Origin of the sequence: Bradyrhizobium diazoefficiens (genome assembly GCF_016616885.1) — a bacterium.
GTDB classification, from domain to species: domain Bacteria; phylum Pseudomonadota; class Alphaproteobacteria; order Rhizobiales; family Xanthobacteraceae; genus Bradyrhizobium; species Bradyrhizobium diazoefficiens_F.
In genome coordinates this window covers 756,282-780,202 of sequence record NZ_CP067102.1, presented here as the reverse complement: position 1 = coordinate 780,202, position 23,921 = coordinate 756,282, and the positions used below count along the sequence as shown (strand labels likewise).

Sequence of the window (23,921 nt, the reverse complement as noted above, 5' to 3'; positions counted from 1 at the left end):
CAGCGACCTCAGACGTAACGGTTGACGAGAGATTCCAGATATTCCTGCCGTCCCGAGCGCGGCTGCGGGTCGAAGCCCGCACCCAGTGCGCGATCGGAGAGATCGGCGAGCGAACGCTGGCCGCCGAGAATGGCACGTCCCTCGGCTCCCGCCCAGCCGCCGTAGCGATCGGCGAGCGGCGTCGTGAGGGCACCGGCATCGAGCATGTCGGCAGCGGCGAGAAGCGCCCGCGCGCACGCATCCATCGAGCCGACATGGGCATGGATGAGATCGTCGGGATCGATCGACTGGCGGCGGATCTTGGCGTCGAAATTGAGCCCGCCCGAGGTGAAGCCGCCACGGTTCAGGATCTCGTGGAACACCAGCGCCAGCTCACCCACATTCATCGCGAACTGGTCGGTGTCCCAGCCGAGCAGATCGTCGCCGCGGTTGATGTCGAGCGAGCCGAACACGCCGAGCGCCTCAGCCAGCGCGACCTCGTGATGGAAGGAATGGCCGGCGAGGATGGCGTGATTCTGCTCGATGTTGAGCTTGACGTCCTTGAGCAGATCGTAGCGCGCGAGGAAGCCGTAACAGGTGGCGACGTCGAAATCATATTGATGCTTGGTCGGCTCCTTCGGCTTCGGCTCGATCAGGATCGGGCCCTTGAAGCCGATTTTGTGCTTGTGCTCGACCACCAGCGAAACGAAGCGGCCGAGCTGGTCGAGCTCGCGCTTGAGATCGGTGTTGAGCAGCGTCTCGTAGCCCTCGCGGCCGCCCCACAGCACATAATTCTGGCCGCCAAGCCGGTGCGTTACCTCCAGCGCGGCGCGGACCTGGCCGGCGGCATAGGTGAAGATTTCGGGGTCCGGATTGGTCGCTGCGCCCGCCATGTAGCGGCGATGCGTGAACAGGTTTGCGGTGCCCCAGAGCAGGCGGACCTTGCTTGATGCCATCTTCGCTTCGAACAGATCGGCGATGGCGTTGAGGTTGGCGACCGATTCGCTGAGCGAGGCGCCTTCCGGCGCCGCATCGACGTCGTGGAAGGTGAAGAAGGGCACGTCCAGCAGGCGGAACAGCTCGAAGGCGACATCGGCCTTGGCGCGCGCCATCGCCATCGCATCGCTGCCGTGGTGCCAGGGCCGCAAAAACGTCTCGCCGCCGAAGGGATCGGCGCCCGGCCAGCAGAACGAATGCCAGTAGCAGACCGCAAAGCGCAAATGATCTTCCAGCCTGCGGCCGTGAACCATGCGATCCTTGTCGTACCAGCGGAAGGCGGGCGCATTTCCCGCATCCTTGCCGGCAAAGGCGACGGGTGCGCTGGCATCGAAGAACTTGGCTGACGCGTTCACTTAAGTGGTCTCCTTCAACGCAGGATAAAGTTCACGCCAGCGGCGATAGGCCTCATCATAGGCGGACGCTGCGGAGGCGCGGGGCACGAAACTGGCGAGCCGTCGCGGACGGGTGCAGATTTGCATGGGATCGTCGCCGGTGGCCGCGAGACGTCCGAGCCGCGCGGCGCCGAGCGCCGCACCGACCTCGCCCTCCTCGACGCGGTGCACGGCAATGCCGAGCACGTCGGCGCAGATCTGCGCCCACAACGGAGAGCGCGAGCCGCCGCCGACCAGATCGAGCTCGGTGATCGCGCCGCCCGCCGCGCTCAGCGCCGCCAGATTATCGCGCGCGGCAAAGGCGACGCCTTCGAGCACGGCCTGGACGACCTGGCTGCGGCCGGTCGCAGCGCGTAGGCCCACGAAGGCGCCGCTCGCGGCGGCATCGTTGTGCGGGGTGCGCTCGCCGTCGAGATAGGGCAGGAATTTGACCGGGCTTGGCCCGTCGACGCGCTCGCCGAGCGGCGCCAACAGGACCGCTGCAGGAGTTTCCATCACTCCGGCAAGCCAGGCGAGCGAGGCGGCCGCCGACAGCATCACGCCCATCTGGTGCCAGAGACCGGGCAGCGCGTGGCAGAACGCATGCACCGCCGAGGCCGGCGCCGGCGCAAAGCGATCGGTGACGCGGAACACCACACCTGAGGTTCCCAGTGACAGAAACGCGTCGCCAGGCGCGATCGCGCCGAGCCCGATCGCGCTGGCGGCATTGTCACCGGCGCCGCCGGCGACCACGACGTCCTTCGCCATGCCCCAACGCTGTGCGAATTCGGGCGCAAGCACCGCACTCGCCGCGCTGCCTTCGACGAGGCGCGGCATGTGATGCAGGTCGAGCCCGGTGGCATGCAGCAGCAGGGGGGACCAGCGGCGCAAACCAACGTCGAGCCACAGCGTGCCGGCCGCGTCGGACATCTCCTCGACCATCTCGCCGGTGAGGCGGTAGCGGACATAGGCTTTCGGGAGCAGCACCTTTGCCACGCGATCGAAGATGTCTGGCTCATGCCGTGCGACCCAGAGCAGCTTCGGTGCCGTGAAGCCGGGCATCGCGAGATTACCCGCGATCCCGTGGAGGGACGGGCAGCGCCGCTCCAGCACGGTGCATTCGGCATGCGAGCGGCCGTCGTTCCAGAGAATGGCCGGGCGCAGCGGCCGGCCGTCGCCATCCAGCAGCGTCGCGCCATGCATCTGGCCTGACAGCCCAATGCCCGCTACCCGCGCGACCTCGCGCGGATGCTGGCGCGCGAGATCGTCGACCGCGCCGATCGCCGCATCGACCCAGGCGTCGGGATCCTGCTCGGACCACAACGGCGCGGGGTGCGACAGCGCAAGCTCGCGCGCTGCCGTCGCGACGACCGCGCCGGCTTCGCTCACGAGCACCGCCTTCACGCCGGACGTGCCGATGTCAATTCCGAGATACAAGCTCGTCCCTCCCTCTTCGTTTGGGCGCGATCTGTTCTGAAAACCGATGCACGCTTTTCCGGATCACACTGCCGCGGTGCACGAACTGACGTCGCGCTTTCCGCACTCACTCACTTCAAAACACACAGCACCGCGCGCCTTGCGGCTACGGCAGATTGTCCCGCATCAAGATGTCGATGCGGATATTCTCCTGTTCACTCAAGATCGGCTCGTTACGCGCAAGCGACAGCAGCACACGCACCGCGGCGCGCGCCTCGTGCCCCGGGTTCTGCGAGATCGCGACATCCAGCGTGCCTTGCAGCAACAGCTTTCGCGTCATCGCCGTGAGATCATGGGCGATGAACAAGATCTGCTTCTCGCGGCCCCCCTCGGTCAGGGCCTTGGCCACGCCTTGCGTGCCGGCGCCCACGTTGTAGAGGCCGATGATGTCAGGATGCTTGCCGAGCAGCCGCGATATCAGCTGCTCGGAGCGGTCGTCCTCGTCGCGCCCCTCGAGCAGAGGCAATATGTCGAGGTGCGAAAATTCCGACGCCATCACCTGATTGAAGCCAAAAATGCGCTCGGCATGGTCGCGCAGGCCCTGCGATCCCGCGATGATGGCGATCTTGCCTGACTTTTGGCCGACCAGCCGCCCGACCAGCGCGCCGGCGGTGCGGCCCGCGGCGATGTTGTCGATGCCGACATAATGGTGGCGGCGCGACGACGGCACATCCGAGACCAGCGTCACCACCTTGGTGCCGGCATCGACGAGATCGTTGATCGCAGCGCGAACGCCGGGATGATCCAGCGCCACCACGGCAACGCCGTCGTAGTCGCCCGAGAGCGTCTCGAGCGATGCAGCGAGCACAGATGGATCGAACACATCCGTACTGACCATCTCGACGCTGAGACGGCGGGCCGAAAGCCAAGCCGACATCTCGCCGAGATAGGCCTCGATCTGTTGCATGAACGGGTTCGCCCCCGACGGCATGACGAAGGCAAACCGGCGGGTGCGGCCACGGGCGAGCTCGGCTGCGGCCACATGCGGCTGAAAGGCATTGCGCGCGATCGTCTCCTGGACGCGCCGGACCGTATCCGGCCGCACACCGGGGCGCTTGTGCAGGACGCGATCGACCGTCGCGAGGCTGACACCCGCCTCGCGCGCGATGTCCTTCAGCGTCAGCGCGGCGGAGACGGTGTCCTCACTCATGACTGAAGGCTAGCAGAGGTGTTTTGAGGTACGCAACTCATTTTGAGGGGCAAGCCGATATTTTCGAGCCCCGGTCGCGCCCGGCCTTAGCGGCGGCTCAGATCGAGTGTCAGAAACAGGCTGTTGGGGTCCTCGACATAGCCCTCGAACGGGCCACACGGCACGAAGCCGTGCGCCTGATAGAGCGCATGCGCCGGCTTGAAATAGTCCCACGAGCCGGTCTCGAGGCTCAGGCGCTTGAAGTCGCGCTTGCGCGCCTCGGCGATGATGTGGCGGAGCATCAGACCGCCGAAGCCGCGGCGGCGCGTGGTCTGGAGCGTGTGCATCGACTTCACCTCGCCGTGGTCAACCGAGAGCGTCTTCAGCGCGCCGGTCGCAACCAGCGTCTCGCCGTCCCAGCCGGTCCAGAACGCGACGTCGCCGGCGCGAAGGCCTGCGAGATCGAGCGCATGCGCGCTGCCCGGTGCGGTCTGCGCCCGCGCCGCCGTGACGTGGTGATCGAGCAACGCGACGACGCGCGGATCGAAGGTGTCGCCGGTGCGGATCTGCATCGTCACGGCCTCACGCTACCTGCAAGCTGCTTCTGCATGAAGACGAGATCGAGCCAGCGGCCGAACTTGCAGCCGACCTCCGGCATGCGGGCGACCTCGATGAAGCCGAGCGAGGCGTGCAGGCCGATCGAGCCGGCATTGAGGGCCTCGATGCCGGCGATCATGGCATGCTTGTTGAGCGCCGTGGCGCGCTCGATCAGCGCGGCCACCAGGCTGCGGCCGATGCCCGCGCGATGATGCCGCTCGTCGACATAGACCGAATTCTCCACGGTGTGGCGATAGCCGGGAAAGGGACGGAAATCGCCGAACGAGGCGAAGCCGACGACGTCCCTGCCCTTCATCGCGACCAGCACGGGATAGCCCGCCTGCTGCCGCGCGCGAATCCAGTCGCGCCGCGAGGCGAGATCGGCCGGCCCGTCGGTCCAGACCGCCGTGGTGTTGATCGCGGCGAAATTGTAGATGGCGAGGATGTCATCGGCATCCTCGAGCGTTGCGTCCCGTACGATCAGCGACATCACATTTTCCCGTAAGAGGCGCCGCGCCTGATGATGATGACGTAGCGGGCATCCTGTTTGGTTTCGTTCTCGAAGGTCACCGCGCGCATCACGTCGAAATCGAGACAGTCGCCGTCGCGCAGGCGCACCGTCTTGGCGTCGATATGCACGCAGACCGCCCCCTCCAGCATCAGGAGTTGCTGGGTGAAGGCGTTGCGGCCCCAGGGGCTGTAGGACACGCGCGCGCCGGCCGGCAGATCGACGACGATGATCTCGATACCGCTTGCCGCATCGGCCGGCGAGGCGTGACGCCGCCGGTAGCCGCTGTCGGGATCGCGCCATTGCGGCTGGTCGGCGAGCCGCGTCAGCCGCTCCGGCGGCTTCTCCGAGAGCGCGACCACGTCGCTGAGCGAGACGTCGAGCGCCGCGCAGAGCTTGTTGAGCAGCGCCGCCGTGGCACTGCTCTGCGCCCGCTCCACCCGCCCGATCATGGCCCGGCTGACGCCGGAGCGGCTAGCGAGTTCGTTCAAGGTCATGCCGGCCTGCGTCCTCAGAATCTTCAAGCGGCGACCGATCGCCCTGTCGAGTTTTTGCTGGTCCATGGCCTCTGATCCGAGCATCGCCCGGCACGTGGACCGCATCCGCCGGGCGGGAAGAGCTTAGGCCGGAGGAGCGGCGCGTGCCGGGAGCGAGGGGCTAATATATTGGAATCTTTGCGTGGCGCGCGAGCACGCGATTGGGCAGATCAAATGGAAATGCGATCTCTGGTAGCCAGCCGGACGCTCCGCTAGCTGCCCTCGTCATCGAAAAAAATCGCCTCGATATCCTGCCTGCCATCCAGCACCCGCACGATCTCGGGCCGATCATCCTTCAACCGATAGAACACAATCTGTGGAGCAGCCGCCAGCGAACGCAGACCGGTCCGGATTTCGTCGCGTGCCCGACCGGCGAAGGGAAAGTCGTCAATGACCGCGACGGCCTTCGCGATCTCGCGCAGGATTCTGTCAGCCGTTCCAGCTCCAGCCGCTTTGGTGTAGTGGTCCCAAAGGCGGTCGACATCGTCGAGAGCTTCCGGCGACCAAATAACCGGAGGCTTATGCTCCGCCACGTCGCGAATTCTTCTCGCGAAGAAAATCTTCTATATTCAGGGTGTCGCCCCTGCCCGCATCAAGCGAATGGATGCCCCTGTCTATTTCAGTACGAAGCGCGTTGAGCCTTTCGATATGCGAGAGCAATTTCCGACCGATCTCTTCCTGATCGGCGTCCGGCAGGCGGGAAATTTGCGCAATGGCTTGTTCGAGCGTTCTGACCATGAACCCAGTCTAGCACATTCGCTACGTAGCAAGATTCAAATACTTGGAGCGGGCGAAGGGAATCGAACCCTCGTATGCAGCTTGGGAAGCTGCCGTTCTACCATTGAACTACGCCCGCGGAGCGCGTGTCCTGCGCCCGTCCTGATTAGCCGAGACGGTGTCCGGCGCCAAGCGCTTTGGCGCGTCAGGCCGGACGGTTATTAACGTCTCGGTAAGATTCCAGGTGCGCCGAATTGTGGCGGTGTTATGATCTCATGTCTGGGGAGAGACGTGCACTGAGTGGGGCGTGTGCATGGTGGGGCGTGGCTACGCGATATTCGACACGACGATAGGGCGCTGCGGCATCATCTGGAGCAGCACCGGCGTGGTGGCCGTGCAATTGCCCGAAGCGCGGGAGATCGACACCCGCCGCCGGATTTTTCAAGCCCATCCCGAGGCGCGCGAGCAGGCGGTGCCGCTCAACACCGAGCTGGCGATCGAGGGCATCGTCACCTTGCTGCAGGGCAGCGATCCCGATTTCTCCGGCGTCAGCCTCGACGCCGGCGACGTGCCCGCCTTCAACCGGCGGGTCTACGAATATGCCTGCACCATCCCGCGTGGGGAGACGCGCACCGATCACGACATCGCCAAGGCGCTAGGCGCATCCGGCGCCGCACATTCGGTGGCGCAGGCGATCTCGCGAAATCCCTACATGATCATCGTGCCTTGCCACCGGGCGCTGGAGGCCGGCGGCTATGCCGACCGGATCTCGCCTTACGGCGGGGTGATCTCCAAGCGGCGGCTGCTGGCGCTCGAGGGCGCCCATCCGATCGCCAGCAAGACGCTGTTCGAGGTGCTGCTGCCCGTTGCCCCGCCGCGCTCGGGCTAGAGCGCGATCAAGATCGCGCTCTAGCCTTGTATTTTTGTGCATGATCTTTTCGGAGAACCGCTACACACTTCTCCGGATCATGCCTAAATATCCGGGATGGATGCGACCACGCTGCTGACGTCACAAGCGATGACGGTCTCCGAGTTTCGCTGCGACGCGGGCCCCGGCGACAAGCCGTTTGCCGAGTGCCGCAGCGGTCATTCCATCGCCTATGTCCGCTCGGGCAGCTTTGGCTGCCATTGCCGCGCCGGCTTCTTCGAGCTGGTGGCGGGCTCGCTGCTGGTCGGCGCGCCCGGCGACGAATACACCTGCACGCATGAGCATGTCTGCGGCGACGTCTGCCTGTCGTTCTTCCTCAGCGAGGACCTGGTCGAGGCGCTCGGCGGGCGGCGCGAGACGTGGCAGGTCGGCGCGACGCCGCCGCTGCCCGAGCTGATGGTGCTGGGCGAGCTCGCCCAGACGGCGGCAGATGGCAACAGCGATCTGGGTCTCGACGAGGTCGGTCAGATCTTCGCGAGCCGCTTCGTCGATGTGGTCTCGGGCAAGCCGCGCAAGCCAGCTATGCCGACGGCGCGCGACCGCCGCCGCGCGGTCGAGGCCGCGTTGTGGATCGACGACAATTCGCACGCCGAGATCGACCTTGAACAGGCCGCACGTCTGGCGGGTTTGAGCCCGTTCCATTTCCTGCGGCTGTTTTCCAACGTGCTCGGCGTCACCCCGCATCAATATCTGGTGCGCTCACGGCTGCGACACGCCGCGCGCCTGCTCACTGACGACGACATCGCGGTCACCGACGTCGCCTATGACGTCGGCTTCGGCGACCTCTCCAACTTCGTCCGCACCTTCCACCGCGCCGCCGGCATGTCGCCAACGAAGTTCCGGCAGGCCTCGAAGGGCGAGCGCAAGATTCTCCAAGAGCAGCCCGCCCTCAACTGAGTAGGGTCGGCTCCGGCGCGCGCCTCGCGTGGTGCGCTTTGCAACGGAGACGACCATGTATGACCATATCGGATTGCGTGTTGGCGACCTCGACGCTGCCACGCGTTTCTACACCGCGGCGCTGGCGCCGCTCGGTTACGTCCTGTGCTCGAGCGGCGACGGCTATTCCGGCTTCGGCCCGAAGGGCGAGCCGGCGCTCTGGCTGCATCTCAACAAGGGCCGCAAGGCGGACGGCGCGCACATCGCGTTTCGCGCCAAGGACCACGACGCGGTGAGGGCGTTTCACAGCGAGGGGCTGAAGAGCGGCGGCCATGACAATGGCGGTGCCGGGCCACGCAAGGATTACAGCCCGACGTATTTTGCGGCGTTTTTGATCGATCCCGACGGCAACAATGTCGAGGCGGTTTGTACGTAAGCTTTAGCCGCCGACTCCGTCATTGCGAGGAGCCCGCGGTGCTTGTGGTGACGACCTGACCTAATCAAGGATACCTTCATGGCCTCCATCCACAACGACGTCTCCCTCCCCGCCCCGGCCCGCGACGTCTGGGACGCGGTGCGGGATTTCGGCGCGCTGCATCAGCGGCTGGTGCCGGGCTTCGTCACCGCATGCCAGCTCGACGGCGACGCACGCATCGTCACCTTCGCCAATGGCTCGGTGGCGCGCGAAATCCTGGTCGATTGCGACGACGCGCGGCAGCGGCTGGTCTACGCGATCAACAACGAGCGGCTGACGCATTACAGCGCCTCGGTGCAGGTGATCGCCGACGGCGAAGCGAAATGCCACCTGGTCTGGATCATCGACATGCTGCCGAACGAGCTTGCGGCTTATGTGCAAGAGCAGACGAAGTCGGCCGTGATTGCGCTGCACAGGGCCTTCCCGCCTCCTTCGTGATCTTTCTCACAGAGCGCTGCCCCCATCGGCCGTAACCGTGGCCGCGTGCGTCCGGTTGGCGTCGCTCCTCCGGCGGCGCCACGCACGCGAGGAGCATGCCATGAGAGGTGCGGACAAGGTGATCTGCCAGGCAGCCGCCGTGCTGCTGCTGTTTTCGATTTCGAGCGTACCGGCCAAGGCGCAGTTCGCGGGCCTCGGTGGTGCCGGCGGCGAGGACATAATTACCCAGATGGCGCCGATGCTGGAGATGATGAAGGCGAAGATGGGCAAGCGCCGCTTCGCCATGCTGATGCAGACCATGGGCCCGATGATGAGCCGCATGATGGAAAATGGCGGCGGCGGTATGGGCGGCCTCGCCGGCGGCAATTACGGTGGCTATGCGCCGATGGGCGGCGGCAACATCCCGACCGGGATTGGCGGCATGGGCGGCGGCGATATCATGGGCATGCTCGGCGGCGCCGGCGGCGGCGACATGATGGCGATGATCCCGCAATTGATGCGGCTCGCCAATGTCGGCGGCGGTGGCCGTCGCCGCCACAGGCATCGCTAGTCCGCAACTGAAAGCGCCGGACGGACCGCCGGCTTCGTCTCCCGCGGCCCCCAGCGTGTCAGCACCACGCTGGAGCATGACAGCAGGCCGAGCACGACCATCGAGCTCGCGGCGAGCCAGAAGAAGTTTTGCGCCGTCGCATCGTGCGTCGACAGCCACCAGCCGCAGCTCGCGATGTAGATCAGTCGCGCGGTCTGCGCCAGCACCGGGCCGATCACCTTGGCCGCGCCTTGCGACGAGAAGTACATCGTCGAGGCGAGGCCGATGAAGGCGTAGAACGGCGCCACCGTCGAGAGATATTGGTGGCTGGTCGCGCGCACCGTGGCGCTGTCGGTGAAGATGTTGACCCAGAGGTCGGGGAACAGCGCGACGAGGCAGGCCGGCGCACCAACGGCAACAAAAGCACTCGCGCCTGCGATCCAGGCGACGCGCCGCGCGCGGGCGATGCGACCGGCGCCCACCGCCATGCCGATCATTGGCACCGACGCGATGCCGAACGAGAATGCGATCGAGGTCAGCAGGAATTCGAGCCGCGCGCCGATACCGTAGCCGGCCAGGATCGCGGTGCCGAACTTCGCCAGCATGTGGGTGAAGATCGAGATCGTCAGCACCGATTGCAGCGGCGAGAAGCAGGCGATCGCGCCGACCTTCAGGATGTCGAAGAACATCGCCCATTGGATGCGCAGGCCGCGCAGTTTTGGGACGACCCGCGCGCGGCCCGAAAATAGATACCAACCCATCACGCAGATGTTCATGGAGTAGGCGATCAGCGCGCCGGCGGCGACGCCGCGCATGCCGAGTTGCGGCATGGGCCCGAGCCCGAGACCGAGCGAGCCACCGAGCACGATCTGCCAGACCGCGGAGTTGAGAATGAGAAGCGACGGCAGCTTCATGTTGCCGGTGCCGCGCAGCACGCCCGCCATGGTGTTGAGCAACCAGGGCAGCACCGCGCCGCCGAAAAACACCTGCGTATAGGCGATCGCATGCGCCAGCACATCGCCGCGGCCGCCGAGCATCGTGAGCACCTGGGGCCCGAAGATCAGCATGCCCAGCATGAACACGAGGCCGAAGGTGATGCCGATCAGGAGCGCATGCGCGGCGAGCGTCCCGGCGCGCTCGCGATCGCCGGCGCCGAGCGCACGGGCGATGGCCGAGGCCACGGCGCCACCCATGGCGCCGCCCGACATGGTCATGGTCAGGATCACTGTCGGAAACACCAGCGCTATCGCAGCCAGCGCTTCCACGCCGAGACGCCCGATATAGGAGGTCTCCGCGATCACCACGCAGGTGCCGGCGGACAGCGCGACCACGTTCGGCCAGGCAAGGGAGAGCAGGGTGCGCAGGATCGGCCCGTCGGTCAGCGCGCTCCGTGCGGGGCGCGGCGGCGGCGGCAGCGGACGTTCCTGCTCATCGACCGGGATCTCGGCGATGTCCGTCATTTCCTCTCCCGGGCAACAGCGCCATTTGCGGCGCGGCAATGCATACGTGTGTTAATCAATTTCCTCGCGCGGAAAGCGCGGTGAGCCTTGTTAGCACGGCAGGCCCCGATTCCTCCTGCGCTAGCTGCAGGCGTGCATTGCGGCAGCGCATTTCAAGCGGTGGAATTACCCAACCGTCCAGACCAGCGGCGGTCGGCCGCCCGCCGTCGGGCGCAGGTGCACGCCGATGTGCCGGCCGCATCCGGCAGCGAGCCCTTCGAACAGCCCCTCCAGCACCTTGGCGCAAGCGCGGTGAGAGTCGGCGACGTCATCCATCAGCTTCCAACTCTGCTGACGGATTTCGAACGTGCCTTCGGATTGCGTGGTCTCGGCCGCATCGTCCTGCGCGGCGAACAGCGCGTTGAGGAAGGACGCGAATTCGTTGGCGCCACCGCGTGTCGTCAACAGTGCGGCTGCGACCTCATCGTAATACTGCATGCCGATCAGCTTGCCGGTGAGGTGCAGCAGATAGCCGGCATCTTCCGGCCCGAACAGCTGCACCATCACCGGTGCCGCCGTGCGCACGTACTCCATCGCGTAGTTGCGATAGGCCTTTTCGAGGCGCGGTTTCGGCCAGCTCGACACCGGCAAAGCCGGTGCGGTCTTCGCGTCGAACGTAGGGGCTTCGAGATGCCGCGCGAACACCAGGCGCTGGTCGAGCTCGAGCGGATGGTCGTATTGATGGTAATAGCCTTCGAGCCCGTCCTGGCCATCAACGCTCTGCTTGGTGCAGACGAAGCCGAGGCGGAGATCGCCGAGCGCGACGCCGTTATTGGCGTGCCAGCCGCGCAGCATCGCACGCGAGACCTCGCCGGGCACGCCGCAGATCGCGGCGCCCTTCCAGATCCAGCGCGGCGGCGGATAGCGGATCCAGGCCTTGGTGTCGCTCTCATACATGTATTCGACATGCACGCCGCCGATCCAGTTGGAGAGGTAGTGATATTGCGCCGCCGCCACCGCCGGCGGCAGATGGCTGAGGCCGAGCTTTTGCAAGCCCGGCAGGAAGCGCTCCTGCTGCTGTCGGCGGAACACGCGAAAGACGAACTCAGCGGCACCCGCCGTGCCGCGCCGCGTGACCACGGTGAGGATGAGGCCGGTGAAGTAAGCGTGATAGAGGTCGGCGACCGCGCGCCAGCGTTTCCATTGCACGTCCTGCGCGGTGTCCGCTGCGGTCATGTTCGCTCCCCGGCTTGTTGTTTTGCGGGAGTGTGTCATCGGCCGTGAGGCGACGCAACGGGGCACTCATTCGCTGTCATCGCCCGGCGAAGACCGGGCGATCCAGTATTCCAGAGACGATCGTGATCGAATCGAGAAGCCGCGGCGTACCGGACTCCCCGCCTTCGCGGGGAATGACAGCTTGGGGTGTGGCGGCTACCTACACCCGGAAATGCTTGCTCAGCTTCAACCCCTGCGCCTGGTAGTTGGAGCCGATGCGCTGGCCGTACATGGCGTCGGGGCGGGCGAGCATCTTCTCATAGACGAGACGGCCGACGATCTGGCCGTGCTCGAGGATGAACGGCACCTCGCGCGAGCGCACCTCCAGCACGGCGCGCGCGCCTTGGCCGCCGGCGCCGGCATAGCCGAAGCCGGGATCGAAGAATCCGGCATAGTGCACGCGGAATTCGCCGACCAAGGGATCGAACGGCACCATCTCCGCGGCGTAATCGGGCGGCACCTGCACGGCTTCCTTGGAGGCGAGGATATAGAACTCACCGGGATCGAGGATCAGGCTGCCGTCGGGACGGGCCGAGATCGGCTCCCAGAAATCTTCCACCGCATAGCCGGAGCGGCGATCGACATCGACCACACCTGTGTGGCGCTTGGCGCGGTAGCCGACGAAGCCCGAGCCCTTCTCGCCGGAGAGATCGACGGAGACGGCGACGCCGCCGGCGAGATCGGCATCGTCGATATCGACGAGACGCTCGGCGCCATGCAGCGCATCGAGTTCGTCGGCATTGAGGATGGCATCACCGGTGCGGAAGCGCACCTGCGACAGGCGCGAGCCTTCGCGCACCAGCACCGGAAATGTCTTCGGGCTGATCTCGGCATAGAGCGGGCCGTGATAGCCGGCACCGATCATGTCGAAGCGGCGGGTGCCGTCGGCGATCACGCGGGTGAAGACGTCGAGCCGACCGGTCGAGCTTTTCGGATTGGCTGCCGCGACGATCTCCGGCGGCAGCGCGAGGCTTTCCAGCAGCGGCACGATATAGACGCAGTTGGTCTCCAGCACCGCGCCGTCGGCGAGGCTGAACTCGTGCAGCTTCAACTGGTCGATGCGCTCGGCGACGGTGGCGCCAGGGCCCGGCAGGAAGCTCGCGCGTACGCGATAGGCGATGTCGCCGAGGCGCAAATCGAGGCTCGCCGGCTGGATCTGACTTTCGACGAAATCGTATGCGGGCAGGATGAGGCCTGCCTCCGCCATCGCCGCGATCATGCGGTCGGGCAGGATACCATTGGCGTCGGCGGCGATCGTGAAACTCAACCGGGGGTCCTCATCAGGGGGCAAGCGCATCCGGACATGCCGGAAATACGAGCCTTTTACGGCTATCCGATGGACGCCTTGACGGAAAGGCCATTGCGGAATATGAGCATCACTTATCCCGTGGTGATTTGAGCCGGCCGGCTTGCAGCCACGTTAAATAAGTCGCTAAACAGGCCGGGGACCTCTGTGATCCCGGCCCGTGGATATTTCCAGGCCGGTTTTTTTGTGACCATTTTCGATGGTCACGCAGAGGAGATCCTATGTCGAAGTCCCCGGCGTCCACCACGCACTACCGTCCCGAAACCCGCCTGGTCCATTCCGGCACCCTGCGCTCGCAATATGGCGAGACGTCGGAGGCGCTGTTTCTGACCCAGGGCTATGTCTACAACAGCGCCGAGGAGTGCGAGGCGCGGTTCAAGGGCGAGGACCCCGGCTTCATCTACTCGCGCTACTCGAACCCGACGATCGCGATGTTCGAGCGCCGCATGATCGAACTCGAAGGCGCCGAAGCCGCACGCTCGGCGGCGACCGGCATGGCCGCGGTGACGACCGCGATCCTGGCGCCGCTGAAGGCCGGCGATCACGTCGTCGCGTCTCGCGCGCTGTTCGGCTCGTGCCTCTATGTCATTCAGGACCTGCTGCCGCGCTACGGCATCGAGACCACGCTGGTTGACGGAGCCGATCTCGACCAGTGGCAGCGTGCGCTCAAGCCCAACACCAAGACGTTCTTCCTGGAGAGCCCGACCAATCCGACGCTCGACGTGCTCGACATTCCCGGGATCGCCGAGATCGCGCACGGCGGCGGCGCACGGCTCGTCGTCGACAACGTGTTCGCAACCCCGATCTGGCAGAGTCCGCTCGCCCTCGGCGCCGACGTCGTGGTGTATTCCGCGACCAAGCACATCGACGGCCAGGGCCGCTGCCTCGGCGGCATCATCCTGTCCTCGGAAGCCTTCATCGCCGAGCACATCCACAATTTCATGCGCCAGACCGGCCCGTCGATCTCGCCGTTCAACGCCTGGGTCCTGCTCAAGGGCCTGGAGACGCTCGGCGTGCGCGTGCGTGCGCAGACCGACACCGCGGCGCGCATCGCCGACGTGCTGGCGAGCCATCCCAAGATTGCGCGACTGGTCTATCCCGGCCGCGCCGATCATCCGCAGGCGGCGCTGGTGAAGAAGCAGATGCGCGGCGGCTCGACGCTGGTCGGCTTCGAGGTCAAGGGCGGCAAGGCGGCTGCGTTCCGCGTGCTCAACGAGCTCAAGCTTGCAAAAATCTCGAACAATCTCGGCGATGCCAAGAGCCTGGTGACGCATCCGGCCACGACGACGCATCAGCGCCTGAAGCCGGAGGACCGTGCCGCGCTCGGGATCGGCGAAGGCTTTATCCGCTTCTCGGCCGGGCTCGAGCATGCCGATGATCTGCTCGAGGATCTGACCGCGGCGTTGGAGAAGGCGTAACAGGCGAATGGCGAATAGTGAGTGGCGAATAGATCGAGCCCTATTCGCCTACTCGCCATTCCCTATTCGCTTCTACATCGGCCGGTACGTCCGCACGTCCGCGGGCACGTTCACGCCGAGCTTGACCTGGCCGACGGAGCGGATGATGTCGTCGCCGAGCAGCTGGGCGAAGCAGGCATAGCCCCAATCGTTCATGTGCAGGCCGTCGGCGATGACAAAGCTCTCGACCGGGAGCGACTGCTTCTCGTGCCAGTCGCGCATCACCTCGAAACGCGGGAAGATGCCGACGTGACGAAGCTCGGCGACCTTGCCGAGCAGCTTCACCATCTTGCTTGCGCTTTCGGGACGCTCGGTGACGCGCGGTGAATATTGCGGGTCGACCAGCACGATGTCGGCATCGCCGGCGGCCTGGATGCGGGTGATGCCGTCCTCGACTATCCTGGCGGTCTCGCCGGGATCGAGATTGCGCAGCACGGCGTTGGTGCCGACCTGCCAGATCACGAGATCCGGATGCACGTCGATCACCTCCGTCTGGAGGCGCTTCATCATCTCGGGCGCGTCCTCGCCGCCGACACCGGCATTGATGACGGTGATGTTGGCGGTGGGATACTGCCGGCGCAGCTGCGCGGCGAGACGGTTCGGATAGTTGAAGTCCGGCGAGCTCGCGCCGTAGCCCGCCGTCGACGACGAGCCGAATGCGACGATCACGACGGGCTGGCCGGCGACGAGCTTGTTGGCGACATGCGGCAGCGAGCCCATCGCCTTCGAGCCGCCCTTCGGCGCGTGACACGGCACGCGGCTGAAAATGTCGGTGGCGGATTTCGCGACCTGCTTCACCTTGTCGATGGCGCGCGAGGTGAGCCCGCGCTGTTCGGCGGGCGACGTCGCGGCGACGGTCGTCTGGGATGGTGATGCCGGTGCGGGATTAGCGGCCTGCGGCGGGGCGGGTGTCGCTTGGGCGGCTTGAGCGTGAGCAGGTGCCTGCACCACAGGCGTCAGCATCAGCAGCGCCGCCGCTGCGGGCACGACCAGCCATGTCGACAGGCCAAAAGGGCGGAGAGAACTCATTAACGCTAGACCTCAATTTTGCTGCTGGCCCGGCCCCAGATGGGCAGCGTCGATCACGAACTGCGCCAACGCCCGGCCGATGCAATCATGGACCTGTTTCGCGAGCTCAGGGCCGCGGGAGGGGCTGAACAGGTCGAACTGACCCTGATCATTCCACTGCCGCATCATTGCGAAACGGTCGAACAGCGGGATGTCATGCTCCTGCGCCACCACCCGCATATTATCGAGATAAGGCGGTGCCGAGATCATGGTTTCGGTACGCGGGCTGTACTGCAAATTCATCAAGACGACGTCGGCCCCTGCATTTTGCAGCGCAGCGACCCCTTCGGTCACGGCGCCGCGGAAATCATCGGGATCGATGGAGCGGATAGCATCCACGGTCCCGGTCTGCCAGATGACCAAAGTAGGTGTTTTTGCTTCCATCAGCTTAACGAAGGTTCCGGCGGCTTCCCCCGCAGTCTTCTTGCTCTGTATTTCTACGGATACGTGCACGGTCTCGGAAGGCGGCAGCTTTTCCTTCAAAATGGCCTGCATGCGCGCCGGATAAGAGCTGTCCTCCGAGGATGGAATGGTGGTGGAGCGGCTGCCGATGACGAGGATCTCGAGCGGCTTGCCTGATTTGACGGTCTCCGCGACCTTGTGGAGCTGGCTGTCGGTGGCGAGCAGATAGGGCGGTAATTCGCAGGCTGCGGGCGCGGCAGGCACGGCATCGTCCGCGCGCGCCAAAGGCGCGGCGAGGCTACCGCATAGCAGGATCAGGCTCAGGAGAACCTTCGCCTTCATCAGCCCCCTCCCGCCAGATCGGCGTTGCCGACGGCGTTTTTGGTTTTCGCACCGCTCTTGTCAGCTACGCGCTTGTACCACGAAATCACCCAGGCAACGCCCCACATGATCAGGATTCCGGAGAGACTAATTAGCGCATGCATGCCGGGGCCGCCGGAGACCTCGGCCAGGATGAAATGGCCGGCAAAGGCCAGGAAGACGCCGAGGCAGAAGATCTCCAGGGAGTGCTGCCCGCACAGGATCAGCGGCCGCAACCACGGCGATTTCAGGCCCGGCCACTCCCGCGGCAGGAAGCGCACAGTGAGCGCGGCCAGTGCCAGGAAATGCGTGAAGCGCAGCACGTCGAGGTCGGTCTTGTCGATCGGATACATCCACTGCTCGATCCGCTTCGGCATGAATTGCGAGAGCTGCGGCACGTACCAGGTCAGCGTCACGTAGAACGCAGCGACGAGATAGGCGATCGAGATCCACATCGTCACCGGTGATGCCAGAATGCGCGACATGCGTCGCGCACCTCCGAGCGCGCACCAGGCCCCGAACACGAAGAGCAATTGCCAGGCCAGCGGATTGAACGCCCAGAAGCCGTTCGGATAGGCCGAGAAGTAGAGATCGAAATCCCAGGTCACCGCATAGAGGATGGTCGAGAGCGCGAGCGTGACGTCGGGCCGCCACTTCATCGACCACAGGATCAGCGGCAGCGCCAGCATCAAGACGATATACAGCGGCAGCACGTCCATGTTGACGGGCCGGAAGCGCAAGAGCAGCGCCTGCACAATGGTGACGTCGGGCTGCTTGAGGAAATCCATGATCCCCATCTCTTCGGTGTAGAGCGGGTTCTCGAAGCTGGTCGCGACGTAGGAGATCTCGGCAAGGAAGATCGTGAACAGGAAGACGTGGGCGACATAGATCTGCCAGACCCGGCGCAGGATGCGCGCGGTGGCAATGACGAAGCCGCTCTCCAGCATGGCGCGGCCATAGACGAAGGCGGCGGTGTATCCGGAGATGAAGATGAATATCTCAGTGGCGTCGCTGAAGCCGTAATTGCGGATCGTGAACCAGGTCAGAAGATTCGGCGGCAAATGGTCGATGAAGATCAGCCACAGCGCCAGCCCGCGGAACAGGTCGAGCCTGAGCTCGCGCTCGCCGATGGCGGGCAGCGTGATCGCCGGCGCACGCGGCTTCGCTGCCACGGCTTTGGCCTCCGCAGGTTTGGCCCCCGCGGTTCCCGCGATCGTCGATCCCGTCACTTGATCGGCAATGGTCATCGGGGCCCAAAAACCCTTCCGCAAATCGCGACGTTCAAAGGAGTGTATCGGTCCAGTCGCCGCCTCGCAAAGCGGCCGGATCACATTGGGGTCTACTTCTTCGTGAATTCTGGCGGGACGATGTCGCCAGGGCCACCTGCGGCGTTTGGTTCCCGGCGGGGTTTTCGTTATGATGACGGCCATGTACCGCGCCGTGACCCGCCAGATCGAAGTGACCGTCGAGCCGAACTTTGTTCCGGAGCAGTCGTCGGCCGACCGCTCGCGCTATTTCTGGTCCTACACCATCGTCATCACCAATTCGGGTGACGAGACCGTGCAGCTCAAGACGCGGCACTGGATCATCACCGACGCCTCCGGCCGGCAGCAGGAGGTCAAGGGCGAAGGCGTGGTCGGCGAGCAGCCGACCCTGGCCCCCGGCGAGCGCTTCGAATACACCTCCGGCGTGCCCCTCTCGACGGCCTCCGGCTTCATGACCGGCCGCTACCAGATGGTCAGCGCAAGCGGCGAACGTTTCGAGATCGACGTGCCGACGTTCTCGCTCGACAGCCCGGATAACAAGCGGGTGCTGAATTAGCGCGGGTTATGGCGGTGCTACGCGTCCTCCACTCCCGCCTCATCCGGCGTGAACTCGTACACCGATGAGCAGAACTCGCAGGTCACGACGACCTTGTCGTCCTTGACCATCGCCGAACGATCGTCCGGCGAGAAGCTCTTCAGCATCGACGCAACCGCGTCGCGCGAGCAGGAGCATTGCGCTTTCAGGACAAGCGGATTGAACACGCGCACGCCGCGCTCGTGGAAGAGGCGATAGAGCAGCCGCTCGCCGGAGAGATCGGGATCAATCAGCTCGACGTCCTCGACCGTCTCGATCAACGAGCGCGCCTCGACCCAGGCATCGTCTTCAGCAACACTGTGCACCTCGACGCCATCGGGCGCGTCACCGGGATGCAGATCGGCCTGCCGCGCGCGCTCCGGCGCCTTCGGCAAAAACTGCATCAGCATGCCACCGGCGCGCCAGCGATGCTTGCCACCGTCGCTACTGCGCCACTCCTCGCCGACCGCGAGGCGCACGCGCGTCGGGATCTGCTCGGAGCGCTGGAAATATTCGTGGGCGGCGTCTTCCAGGCTGCCGCCGTCGAGCGCGACCAGACCCTGGTAGCGGCTCATATCGGGCCCCTGATCGATGGTCATGGCGAGATGGCCGCGGCCGAGCAACGCACCCGAATGCATGCCAGCATCCTTGGCGTCACCGAGGCGCTCGGCGTCAAAGCGTGCATAGGCGCGCAGGCGATCCGGCGCCTGATAGTCCACCACCAGAAACGACACCGGCCCGTCGGTCTGGGCCTGCAGGATGAAGCGGCCCTCGAATTTCAGCGCCGAGCCGAGCAGCGTCGTCAGCACGATGGCCTCGCCGAGCAGCTTGCCCACGGGCGCGGGATAATCGTGCTTGGTCAGGATCTCATCGAGTGCGGGGCCGAGCCGCACCAGCCGCCCGCGCACATCGAGCGCGTCGACCTCGTAAGGCAGCACGGCGTCGTCAATGGGAACCGCGGATGGCGCGCGAACCGGGCCTTCGGGCCCGGTTTTCATGTCAGGGGATTGGAAAACCATGGCGCTTTATCTGGGGTCGGAGAGTGGAAATGGAAGGGGGTACGAGGGCACCTCGGACGTGCGTTAGACCGCACGAATGAAGCACAAACTCAGTGTCGTCCTGGCGGAAAGCCAGGACGACACCAACACCGTGCCGAACCTACTTCACCGCGTCAAAACACCAGGCCAAAATGCCCTTCTGCGCGTGCAGGCGATTTTCGGCCTCGTCGAACACGACCGATTGCGGGCCGTCGATCACGTCGTCGGTGACCTCCTCGCCGCGATGGGCCGGCAGGCAGTGCATGAACAGCGCGTCGGGCTTCGCCAGCGACATCAGCTTCGAATTGACCTGGTAGGGCTTGAGCACGTTGTGACGGTGCTCGCCTTCCTTGTCGCCCATCGACACCCAGGTGTCGGTGACGACGCAATCGGCACCCTTCACGGCGGCCTCGGGATCGGTGCCGAGCATGATCGGCGCGCCGTTGGCCTTGATGAAATCGCGCATCACCTTCTTCGGAGCGAGCTCCGGCGGGGTTGCGACATTGAGCTGGAACTTGAAGCGCTCGGCCGCGTGCGCCCAGGACGCCAGCACGTTGTTGTCGTCGCCGGTCCAGGCCACCGTCTTGCCCTCGATCGGGCCGCGATGTTCCTCAAAGGTCATGAGGTCGGCCATCACCTGGCAGGGATGCGACCGCCGCGTCAGGCCATTGATGACGGGCACGGTCGCGTTCGCCGCGAGCTCCAGCAGCGCCTCGTGATTGAGGATGCGGATCATGATGGCGTCAACATAGCGCGACAGCACGCGCGCGGTATCAGCAATGGTCTCGCCGCGGCCGAGCTGCATCTCGGCGCCGGTAAGCATGATGGGCTCGCCGCCGAGCTGGCGCATGGCGACATCGAACGACACGCGGGTTCGGGTCGACGGACGCTCGAAGATCATCGCCAGCGTCTTGCCTTCGAGCGGCCTGACCGGCTGATGCGCCTTCTGCTTCGCCTTCATGGCGGAGGAGGCCGCGAGCATGTTCTTGAGCTCCGACAGCGGCAGCTCGTTGATATCGAGAAAGTGCTTGGGACCCTTGCTCATCAGCTTGCCGCCCGCTTGCTACCGGACAGCGCAGCGCAGGCGCGTTCGAGCCGTCCGACGCTGTCCTCGATCTCGGCTTCGGTGACGATCAAGGGCGGCAGGAAGCGCACGACATTGTCGCCGGCGCCGACGGTGAGCAGCTTTTCGTTGCGCAGCGCTGCGACCAGGTCACCCGACGGCACCACGGCCTTGATGCCGATCAGGAGCCCCTCGCCGCGGACCTCGCTGACGACATCGGAATGGCGGTCGATCACCGAGGCGAGCTTCTGCTTGAGCAGCAGCGACATCTTTTGCACGTGGTCGAAGAAGCCGGGCTTGAGCATGACGTCGAGCACGGCGTTCGCAGCCGAGATCGCCAGCGGATTGCCGCCAAAGGTCGAGCCGTGCGAGCCGGGCCCCATGCCGGAGGCCGCGTCCGCGGTCGCCAGCACCGCGCCGATCGGGAAGCCGCCGCCGAGCGCCTTCGCCAGCGACATCACGTCAGGCGTGACGCCGGTGCGGCGATGGGCGAAGAGATCGCCGGTGCGGCCCATGCCGGTCTGCACCTCGTCGAAGGCGAGCAGCAGGCCCTTCTCGTCGCAGAGCTGGCGCAACGCCTTGAGGAAAGAAGGCGTCGCCGAGCGCACGCCGCCTTCGCCCTGGATCGGCTCGATCAGGATGCCGGCGGTCTGCGGACCGATCGCCTTCTTCACGGCCTCGATGTCGCCATGCGGGATCTGGTCGAAGCCGTCCATCGGCGGACCAAAGCCTTCGAGATATTTTGCAGAGCCAGTCGCAGCCAGCGTCGCCAGCGTGCGGCCGTGGAAGGCACCTTCGAAGGTGATGATGCGATAGCGCTCCGGATGCCCCTTGGAGAAGTGATGGTGGCGGACCAGCTTGATCACGCCCTCCAGCGCCTCGGCGCCGGAATTGCAGAAGAACACCAAGTCCGCAAAACTCTCGTTGCACAGGCGCGCGGCAAGCTTCTCGCCGTCCGGGCTCTGGAACAGGTTCGACATGTGCCAGAGTTTTGTGGCCTGCTCCTGAAGGGCTTTCACCAGCGCGGGATGGGCATGGCCGAGCGCATTCACCGCCACGCCCGAAGTGAAATCGAGATAGCGATCGCCATTGGTTGCGATCAACCAGACGCCTTCACCGCGCTCAAAACCGATGTCGGTCCTGGCGAAAACGGGGAGCAAATGCGGCGCTACGCTGTTGGCCATGATGATCTCTTTGGATGTTTCGGACGGCCTGAACGTGCGTTGCGCAGCGCATCATTGGTCCGGAAAACGAAACGTGCCGCCTTTTAAGGGCGGCACGCGTGACTATCTTATGCTTGGCGCCACGAGTGTCAATGCCGCCCGGAAAGCCCCGCGAAACGCTGATTCCGTAGTCTTGCGGTGCCAGATTTGCGGAGTTTTGGCCACGGAACATGTGGAAGCGAGTCGGCGGACTCTTGCGCGTGACTCACGCCATATTGTAGCGTTTGGCTTGTCAGATACGACATCTCGTGCAGCGGTTCTGATCCCAAGAGTCCTCATGTACCGGCGTAAACGTTCGGGCGTCTCATTGCGCCCGGCGAGCCTTAAGGGATTCTGGCGGCACGGGTTTTTCGAGGCTTAGGCATTCGTTGTGCGGCCCCAGGATGGTAGGCGCGCGACGAAGGAAAGGGTGCAATGACCGTTTTGACCTGGTCGGATGATCGCGTCGAGCAGCTGAAAAAGCTCTGGGAGGCCGGACTTTCGGCCAGCCAGATCGCCGCTGAGCTTGGAAATGTCACCCGCAACGCCGTGATCGGCAAGGTGCACAGGCTCGGCCTGTCCGGCCGCGCCAAGAGCCCGTCTTCGGCAGCTCCGCGGCCGCGCAAGGCACGTCCCGCGCAGCACATGATGCGGGTGAGCAGGCCCATCGCGCGCGGCAACACCGCGCTGGCGCAGGCCTTCGAGGTCGAGGTCGAGGCTGAACCGGTCACCTACGACAACGTGGTGCCGATGAGCCAGCGGCTGTCGCTGCTCGAATTGAACGAGGCGACCTGCCACTGGCCGGTCGGCGATCCCTCGAGCCCGGATTTCTTCTTCTGCGGCGGCAAGGCGCTCTCCGGGCTGCCCTACTGCGCGCAGCACTCACGGGTGGCGTATCAGCCGGCAGCGGATCGCAGGCGTGCGCCGGCGAAGCCGGGCCCGCGCTGAGTTAGCTGATCTGGCTGATTGCATCCGTTACATGATGACGGCTCAACACGTCCGATGTCGTCCCGGACAAGCGCGCCAACAGCGCGCGCAGATCCGGGACCCACAACCGCCGCAAGATGTGGTTACGGGGACTCGGAGCTACCTTTTTCACGCAACAAGTCCTGTGGTTATGGGTCCCGGATCTACGCTTACGCTTGTCCGGGACGACACCGATGTTGCGGCAATAGCTCGCTAAATCAACTACGCCTGCTCGGCCTTCGCGAATCGATCATCGAGCGCATAACCCGCGCCGCGGACGGTGCGGATCGGGTCCTGCTCGCGGCCGAGATTGAGCAGCTTGCGCAAACGGCCGATATGGACGTCGACAGTGCGCTCGTCGATATAGATGTCGCGGCCCCAGACGCTGTCGAGCAGCTGCTCACGCGAGAACACGCGGCCGGGGTGCTCCAGGAAGAACTCCAGCAGGCGATATTCGGTCGGGCCGAGATCGATCGGCCGGCCCGAGCGCGCCACGCGGCGCTTTTCGCGGTCGAGCTCGATGTCGCCGAAAGCCAAAACGGTAGCGAGCCGCTCGGGGCTCGCCCGCCGCAGCAGGCCCTTCACGCGCGCCAGCAGCTCGGGCACCGAGAACGGCTTGACGATGTAATCGTCGGCGCCGGTCGCAAGGCCCCGCACCCGCTCGCTCTCCTCGCCACGCGCGGTGAGCATGATGATCGGCAGCTGCTTGGTGTCGGACCTCGCGCGCAGCCGGCGACACAGCTCGATGCCTGACAGGCCCGGCAGCATCCAGTCGAGCACGATCAGATCGGGGATGTGCTCCTTGAGGCGGGTGTCGGCGTCGTCGCCGCGCATCACCGTCTCGACGTCATAGCCGTCGCCTTCGAGGTTGTAGCGGAGAAGCTCGGTCAGAGCTTCCTCGTCCTCAACCACCATAATGCGTGCGCCCATGGGGTCGTCGCTCCTTAAG

General features: G+C 65.2%; 26 protein-coding genes, 1 tRNA gene and 1 riboswitch. Of the genes, 8 read left to right on the top strand and 19 right to left on the bottom strand.

The window, feature by feature from the left end:
* Window positions 1-8 precede the first annotated feature (8 nt).
* The 9 genes from xylA to JJC00_RS03575 form a co-directional block, all read right to left on the bottom strand.
* Window positions 9-1,331, bottom strand: a complete 1,323-nt coding sequence (gene xylA / locus JJC00_RS03615) for a xylose isomerase (protein ID WP_200471386.1) — start codon at window positions 1,329-1,331, stop codon at window positions 9-11.
* Window positions 1,332-2,786: a xylulokinase gene (gene xylB / locus JJC00_RS03610; RefSeq protein WP_200471385.1), complete on the bottom strand. Its 1,455-nt coding sequence runs from the start codon at window positions 2,784-2,786 to the stop codon at window positions 1,332-1,334.
* Window positions 2,787-2,931: 145 nt separating this feature from the next.
* On the bottom strand, window positions 2,932-3,975 hold the full coding sequence (locus JJC00_RS03605; RefSeq protein ID WP_200471384.1) for a LacI family DNA-binding transcriptional regulator: 1,044 nt from the start codon (window positions 3,973-3,975) through the stop codon (window positions 2,932-2,934).
* Between the two features lie 86 nt (window positions 3,976-4,061).
* On the bottom strand, window positions 4,062-4,526 hold the full coding sequence (locus tag JJC00_RS03600) for a GNAT family N-acetyltransferase (RefSeq protein ID WP_200471383.1): 465 nt from the start codon (window positions 4,524-4,526) through the stop codon (window positions 4,062-4,064).
* A gap of 2 nt (window positions 4,527-4,528) precedes the next feature.
* A complete protein-coding gene (locus JJC00_RS03595; protein WP_200471382.1) occupies window positions 4,529-5,041 on the bottom strand; it encodes a GNAT family N-acetyltransferase in 513 nt (170 codons plus the stop codon).
* Window positions 5,041-5,622, bottom strand: a complete 582-nt coding sequence (locus JJC00_RS03590) for a helix-turn-helix domain-containing protein (RefSeq protein ID WP_200471381.1) — start codon at window positions 5,620-5,622, stop codon at window positions 5,041-5,043. Before JJC00_RS03590 ends, JJC00_RS03595 begins: the two co-directional genes overlap by 1 nt.
* 185 nt (window positions 5,623-5,807) lie before the next feature.
* Complete coding sequence (locus JJC00_RS03585; RefSeq protein WP_246774077.1) at window positions 5,808-6,128, bottom strand: type II toxin-antitoxin system RelE/ParE family toxin; 321 nt, start codon at window positions 6,126-6,128, stop codon at window positions 5,808-5,810.
* Window positions 6,115-6,333 (bottom strand): hypothetical protein, encoded by a 219-nt coding sequence (locus JJC00_RS03580; protein ID WP_200471380.1) that lies wholly within the window; start codon window positions 6,331-6,333, stop codon window positions 6,115-6,117. The genes JJC00_RS03585 and JJC00_RS03580 overlap by 14 nt, the downstream gene beginning before the upstream one ends.
* Window positions 6,334-6,377: 44 nt before the next feature.
* Window positions 6,378-6,451: transfer RNA gene (locus JJC00_RS03575), tRNA-Gly, on the bottom strand.
* Between the two features lie 174 nt (window positions 6,452-6,625).
* Here JJC00_RS03575 and JJC00_RS03570 point away from each other — a divergent pair.
* The 5 genes from JJC00_RS03570 (at window position 6,626) to JJC00_RS03550 (ending at window position 9,579) form a co-directional block, all read left to right on the top strand.
* Entirely contained in the window at window positions 6,626-7,201 is a 576-nt protein-coding gene (locus JJC00_RS03570) for a methylated-DNA--[protein]-cysteine S-methyltransferase (RefSeq protein ID WP_200471379.1), read from the top strand.
* A 96-nt stretch (window positions 7,202-7,297) separates the two neighbouring features.
* On the top strand, window positions 7,298-8,137 hold the full coding sequence (locus JJC00_RS03565; protein WP_200471378.1) for a helix-turn-helix transcriptional regulator: 840 nt from the start codon (window positions 7,298-7,300) through the stop codon (window positions 8,135-8,137).
* Window positions 8,138-8,192: 55 nt separating this feature from the next.
* Window positions 8,193-8,552: a VOC family protein gene (locus tag JJC00_RS03560; protein WP_200471377.1), complete on the top strand. Its 360-nt coding sequence runs from the start codon at window positions 8,193-8,195 to the stop codon at window positions 8,550-8,552.
* Between the two features lie 78 nt (window positions 8,553-8,630).
* Window positions 8,631-9,029: an SRPBCC family protein gene (locus JJC00_RS03555; RefSeq protein WP_200471376.1), complete on the top strand. Its 399-nt coding sequence runs from the start codon at window positions 8,631-8,633 to the stop codon at window positions 9,027-9,029.
* Window positions 9,030-9,129: 100 nt separating this feature from the next.
* Window positions 9,130-9,579, top strand: a complete 450-nt coding sequence (locus tag JJC00_RS03550; RefSeq protein WP_200471375.1) for a hypothetical protein — start codon at window positions 9,130-9,132, stop codon at window positions 9,577-9,579.
* Here JJC00_RS03550 and JJC00_RS03545 read toward each other — a convergent pair.
* The 3 genes from JJC00_RS03545 to JJC00_RS03535 all read right to left on the bottom strand — a co-directional run bounded on the left by JJC00_RS03545 (window position 9,576) and on the right by JJC00_RS03535 (window position 13,569).
* Window positions 9,576-11,018, bottom strand: a complete 1,443-nt coding sequence (locus JJC00_RS03545; RefSeq protein ID WP_200471374.1) for an MATE family efflux transporter — start codon at window positions 11,016-11,018, stop codon at window positions 9,576-9,578. The genes JJC00_RS03550 and JJC00_RS03545 overlap by 4 nt on opposite strands.
* Window positions 11,019-11,183: 165 nt before the next feature.
* Entirely contained in the window at window positions 11,184-12,233 is a 1,050-nt protein-coding gene (locus tag JJC00_RS03540) for a hypothetical protein (RefSeq protein WP_200471373.1), read from the bottom strand.
* Window positions 12,234-12,432: 199 nt separating this feature from the next.
* Complete coding sequence (locus JJC00_RS03535; protein WP_433996481.1) at window positions 12,433-13,569, bottom strand: 2'-deoxycytidine 5'-triphosphate deaminase; 1,137 nt, start codon at window positions 13,567-13,569, stop codon at window positions 12,433-12,435.
* An 80-nt stretch (window positions 13,570-13,649) separates the two neighbouring features.
* Window positions 13,650-13,729: riboswitch (SAM riboswitch) on the top strand.
* Window positions 13,730-13,799: 70 nt separating this feature from the next.
* On the opposite strand from JJC00_RS03535, the gene JJC00_RS03530 reads away from it, so the two are divergent.
* On the top strand, window positions 13,800-14,996 hold the full coding sequence (locus JJC00_RS03530; protein ID WP_200471371.1) for an O-succinylhomoserine sulfhydrylase: 1,197 nt from the start codon (window positions 13,800-13,802) through the stop codon (window positions 14,994-14,996).
* 72 nt (window positions 14,997-15,068) lie between these two features.
* Here the strand turns inward: JJC00_RS03530 and JJC00_RS03525 are convergent, their stop codons facing one another.
* The 3 genes from JJC00_RS03525 to JJC00_RS03515 are packed head-to-tail and all read right to left on the bottom strand — an operon-like array spanning window position 15,069 to window position 18,112.
* Entirely contained in the window at window positions 15,069-16,064 is a 996-nt protein-coding gene (locus JJC00_RS03525) for an SGNH/GDSL hydrolase family protein (RefSeq protein ID WP_200471370.1), read from the bottom strand.
* A 12-nt stretch (window positions 16,065-16,076) separates the two neighbouring features.
* Window positions 16,077-16,847, bottom strand: a complete 771-nt coding sequence (locus JJC00_RS03520; RefSeq protein ID WP_200471369.1) for an SGNH/GDSL hydrolase family protein — start codon at window positions 16,845-16,847, stop codon at window positions 16,077-16,079.
* Complete coding sequence (locus JJC00_RS03515) at window positions 16,847-18,112, bottom strand: OpgC domain-containing protein (protein ID WP_200471368.1); 1,266 nt, start codon at window positions 18,110-18,112, stop codon at window positions 16,847-16,849. Before JJC00_RS03515 ends, JJC00_RS03520 begins: the two co-directional genes overlap by 1 nt.
* Before the next feature lie 181 nt (window positions 18,113-18,293).
* Between JJC00_RS03515 and apaG the strand changes: the two genes are divergently transcribed.
* Window positions 18,294-18,686 (top strand): Co2+/Mg2+ efflux protein ApaG, encoded by a 393-nt coding sequence (apaG, locus tag JJC00_RS03510; protein ID WP_187437084.1) that lies wholly within the window; start codon window positions 18,294-18,296, stop codon window positions 18,684-18,686.
* A 17-nt stretch (window positions 18,687-18,703) separates the two neighbouring features.
* Here the strand turns inward: apaG and JJC00_RS03505 are convergent, their stop codons facing one another.
* The 3 genes from JJC00_RS03505 to JJC00_RS03495 form a co-directional block, all read right to left on the bottom strand.
* The gene (locus JJC00_RS03505; RefSeq protein ID WP_200471367.1) at window positions 18,704-19,723 is read right to left on the bottom strand and encodes an Hsp33 family molecular chaperone; all 1,020 of its coding nucleotides are present in this window, start codon (window positions 19,721-19,723) and stop codon (window positions 18,704-18,706) included.
* Between the two features lie 139 nt (window positions 19,724-19,862).
* The gene (gene argF / locus JJC00_RS03500; protein ID WP_200471366.1) at window positions 19,863-20,786 is read right to left on the bottom strand and encodes an ornithine carbamoyltransferase; all 924 of its coding nucleotides are present in this window, start codon (window positions 20,784-20,786) and stop codon (window positions 19,863-19,865) included.
* Entirely contained in the window at window positions 20,786-21,988 is a 1,203-nt protein-coding gene (locus tag JJC00_RS03495) for an aspartate aminotransferase family protein (RefSeq protein ID WP_200471365.1), read from the bottom strand. Before JJC00_RS03495 ends, argF begins: the two co-directional genes overlap by 1 nt.
* 453 nt (window positions 21,989-22,441) lie before the next feature.
* Between JJC00_RS03495 and JJC00_RS03490 the strand changes: the two genes are divergently transcribed.
* Complete coding sequence (locus tag JJC00_RS03490; RefSeq protein WP_015689154.1) at window positions 22,442-22,954, top strand: GcrA family cell cycle regulator; 513 nt, start codon at window positions 22,442-22,444, stop codon at window positions 22,952-22,954.
* A 240-nt stretch (window positions 22,955-23,194) separates the two neighbouring features.
* On the opposite strand, the gene phoB is transcribed toward JJC00_RS03490, so the two are convergent.
* Entirely contained in the window at window positions 23,195-23,902 is a 708-nt protein-coding gene (phoB, locus tag JJC00_RS03485) for a phosphate regulon transcriptional regulator PhoB (RefSeq protein ID WP_027533133.1), read from the bottom strand.
* Window positions 23,903-23,921 lie beyond the last annotated feature (19 nt).

Excerpts from the sequence above, each read along its gene's own strand:
- JJC00_RS03605 (WP_200471384.1), bottom strand. The coding sequence starts at position 3,975 with ATGAGTGAGGACACCGTCTCCGCCGCGCTGACGCTGAAGGACATCGCG.
- JJC00_RS03600 (WP_200471383.1), bottom strand. The coding sequence starts at position 4,526 with ATGCAGATCCGCACCGGCGACACCTTCGATCCGCGCGTCGTCGCGTTG.
- JJC00_RS03595 (WP_200471382.1), bottom strand. The coding sequence starts at position 5,041 with ATGTCGCTGATCGTACGGGACGCAACGCTCGAGGATGCCGATGACATC.
- JJC00_RS03590 (WP_200471381.1), bottom strand. The coding sequence starts at position 5,622 with ATGGACCAGCAAAAACTCGACAGGGCGATCGGTCGCCGCTTGAAGATT.
- JJC00_RS03580 (WP_200471380.1), bottom strand. The coding sequence starts at position 6,333 with ATGGTCAGAACGCTCGAACAAGCCATTGCGCAAATTTCCCGCCTGCCG.
- JJC00_RS03570 (WP_200471379.1), top strand. The coding sequence starts at position 6,626 with ATGGTGGGGCGTGGCTACGCGATATTCGACACGACGATAGGGCGCTGC.
- JJC00_RS03565 (WP_200471378.1), top strand. The coding sequence starts at position 7,298 with ATGGATGCGACCACGCTGCTGACGTCACAAGCGATGACGGTCTCCGAG.
- JJC00_RS03560 (WP_200471377.1), top strand. The coding sequence starts at position 8,193 with ATGTATGACCATATCGGATTGCGTGTTGGCGACCTCGACGCTGCCACG.
- JJC00_RS03555 (WP_200471376.1), top strand. The coding sequence starts at position 8,631 with ATGGCCTCCATCCACAACGACGTCTCCCTCCCCGCCCCGGCCCGCGAC.
- JJC00_RS03550 (WP_200471375.1), top strand. The coding sequence starts at position 9,130 with ATGAGAGGTGCGGACAAGGTGATCTGCCAGGCAGCCGCCGTGCTGCTG.
- JJC00_RS03545 (WP_200471374.1), bottom strand. The coding sequence starts at position 11,018 with ATGACGGACATCGCCGAGATCCCGGTCGATGAGCAGGAACGTCCGCTG.
- JJC00_RS03540 (WP_200471373.1), bottom strand. The coding sequence starts at position 12,233 with ATGACCGCAGCGGACACCGCGCAGGACGTGCAATGGAAACGCTGGCGC.
- JJC00_RS03535 (WP_433996481.1), bottom strand. The coding sequence starts at position 13,569 with ATGCGCTTGCCCCCTGATGAGGACCCCCGGTTGAGTTTCACGATCGCC.
- JJC00_RS03530 (WP_200471371.1), top strand. The coding sequence starts at position 13,800 with ATGTCGAAGTCCCCGGCGTCCACCACGCACTACCGTCCCGAAACCCGC.
- JJC00_RS03525 (WP_200471370.1), bottom strand. The coding sequence starts at position 16,064 with ATGAGTTCTCTCCGCCCTTTTGGCCTGTCGACATGGCTGGTCGTGCCC.
- JJC00_RS03520 (WP_200471369.1), bottom strand. The coding sequence starts at position 16,847 with ATGAAGGCGAAGGTTCTCCTGAGCCTGATCCTGCTATGCGGTAGCCTC.
- JJC00_RS03515 (WP_200471368.1), bottom strand. The coding sequence starts at position 18,112 with ATGACCATTGCCGATCAAGTGACGGGATCGACGATCGCGGGAACCGCG.
- apaG (WP_187437084.1), top strand. The coding sequence starts at position 18,294 with ATGTACCGCGCCGTGACCCGCCAGATCGAAGTGACCGTCGAGCCGAAC.
- JJC00_RS03505 (WP_200471367.1), bottom strand. The coding sequence starts at position 19,723 with ATGGTTTTCCAATCCCCTGACATGAAAACCGGGCCCGAAGGCCCGGTT.
- argF (WP_200471366.1), bottom strand. The coding sequence starts at position 20,786 with ATGAGCAAGGGTCCCAAGCACTTTCTCGATATCAACGAGCTGCCGCTG.
- JJC00_RS03495 (WP_200471365.1), bottom strand. The coding sequence starts at position 21,988 with ATGGCCAACAGCGTAGCGCCGCATTTGCTCCCCGTTTTCGCCAGGACC.
- JJC00_RS03490 (WP_015689154.1), top strand. The coding sequence starts at position 22,442 with ATGACCGTTTTGACCTGGTCGGATGATCGCGTCGAGCAGCTGAAAAAG.
- phoB (WP_027533133.1), bottom strand. The coding sequence starts at position 23,902 with ATGGGCGCACGCATTATGGTGGTTGAGGACGAGGAAGCTCTGACCGAG.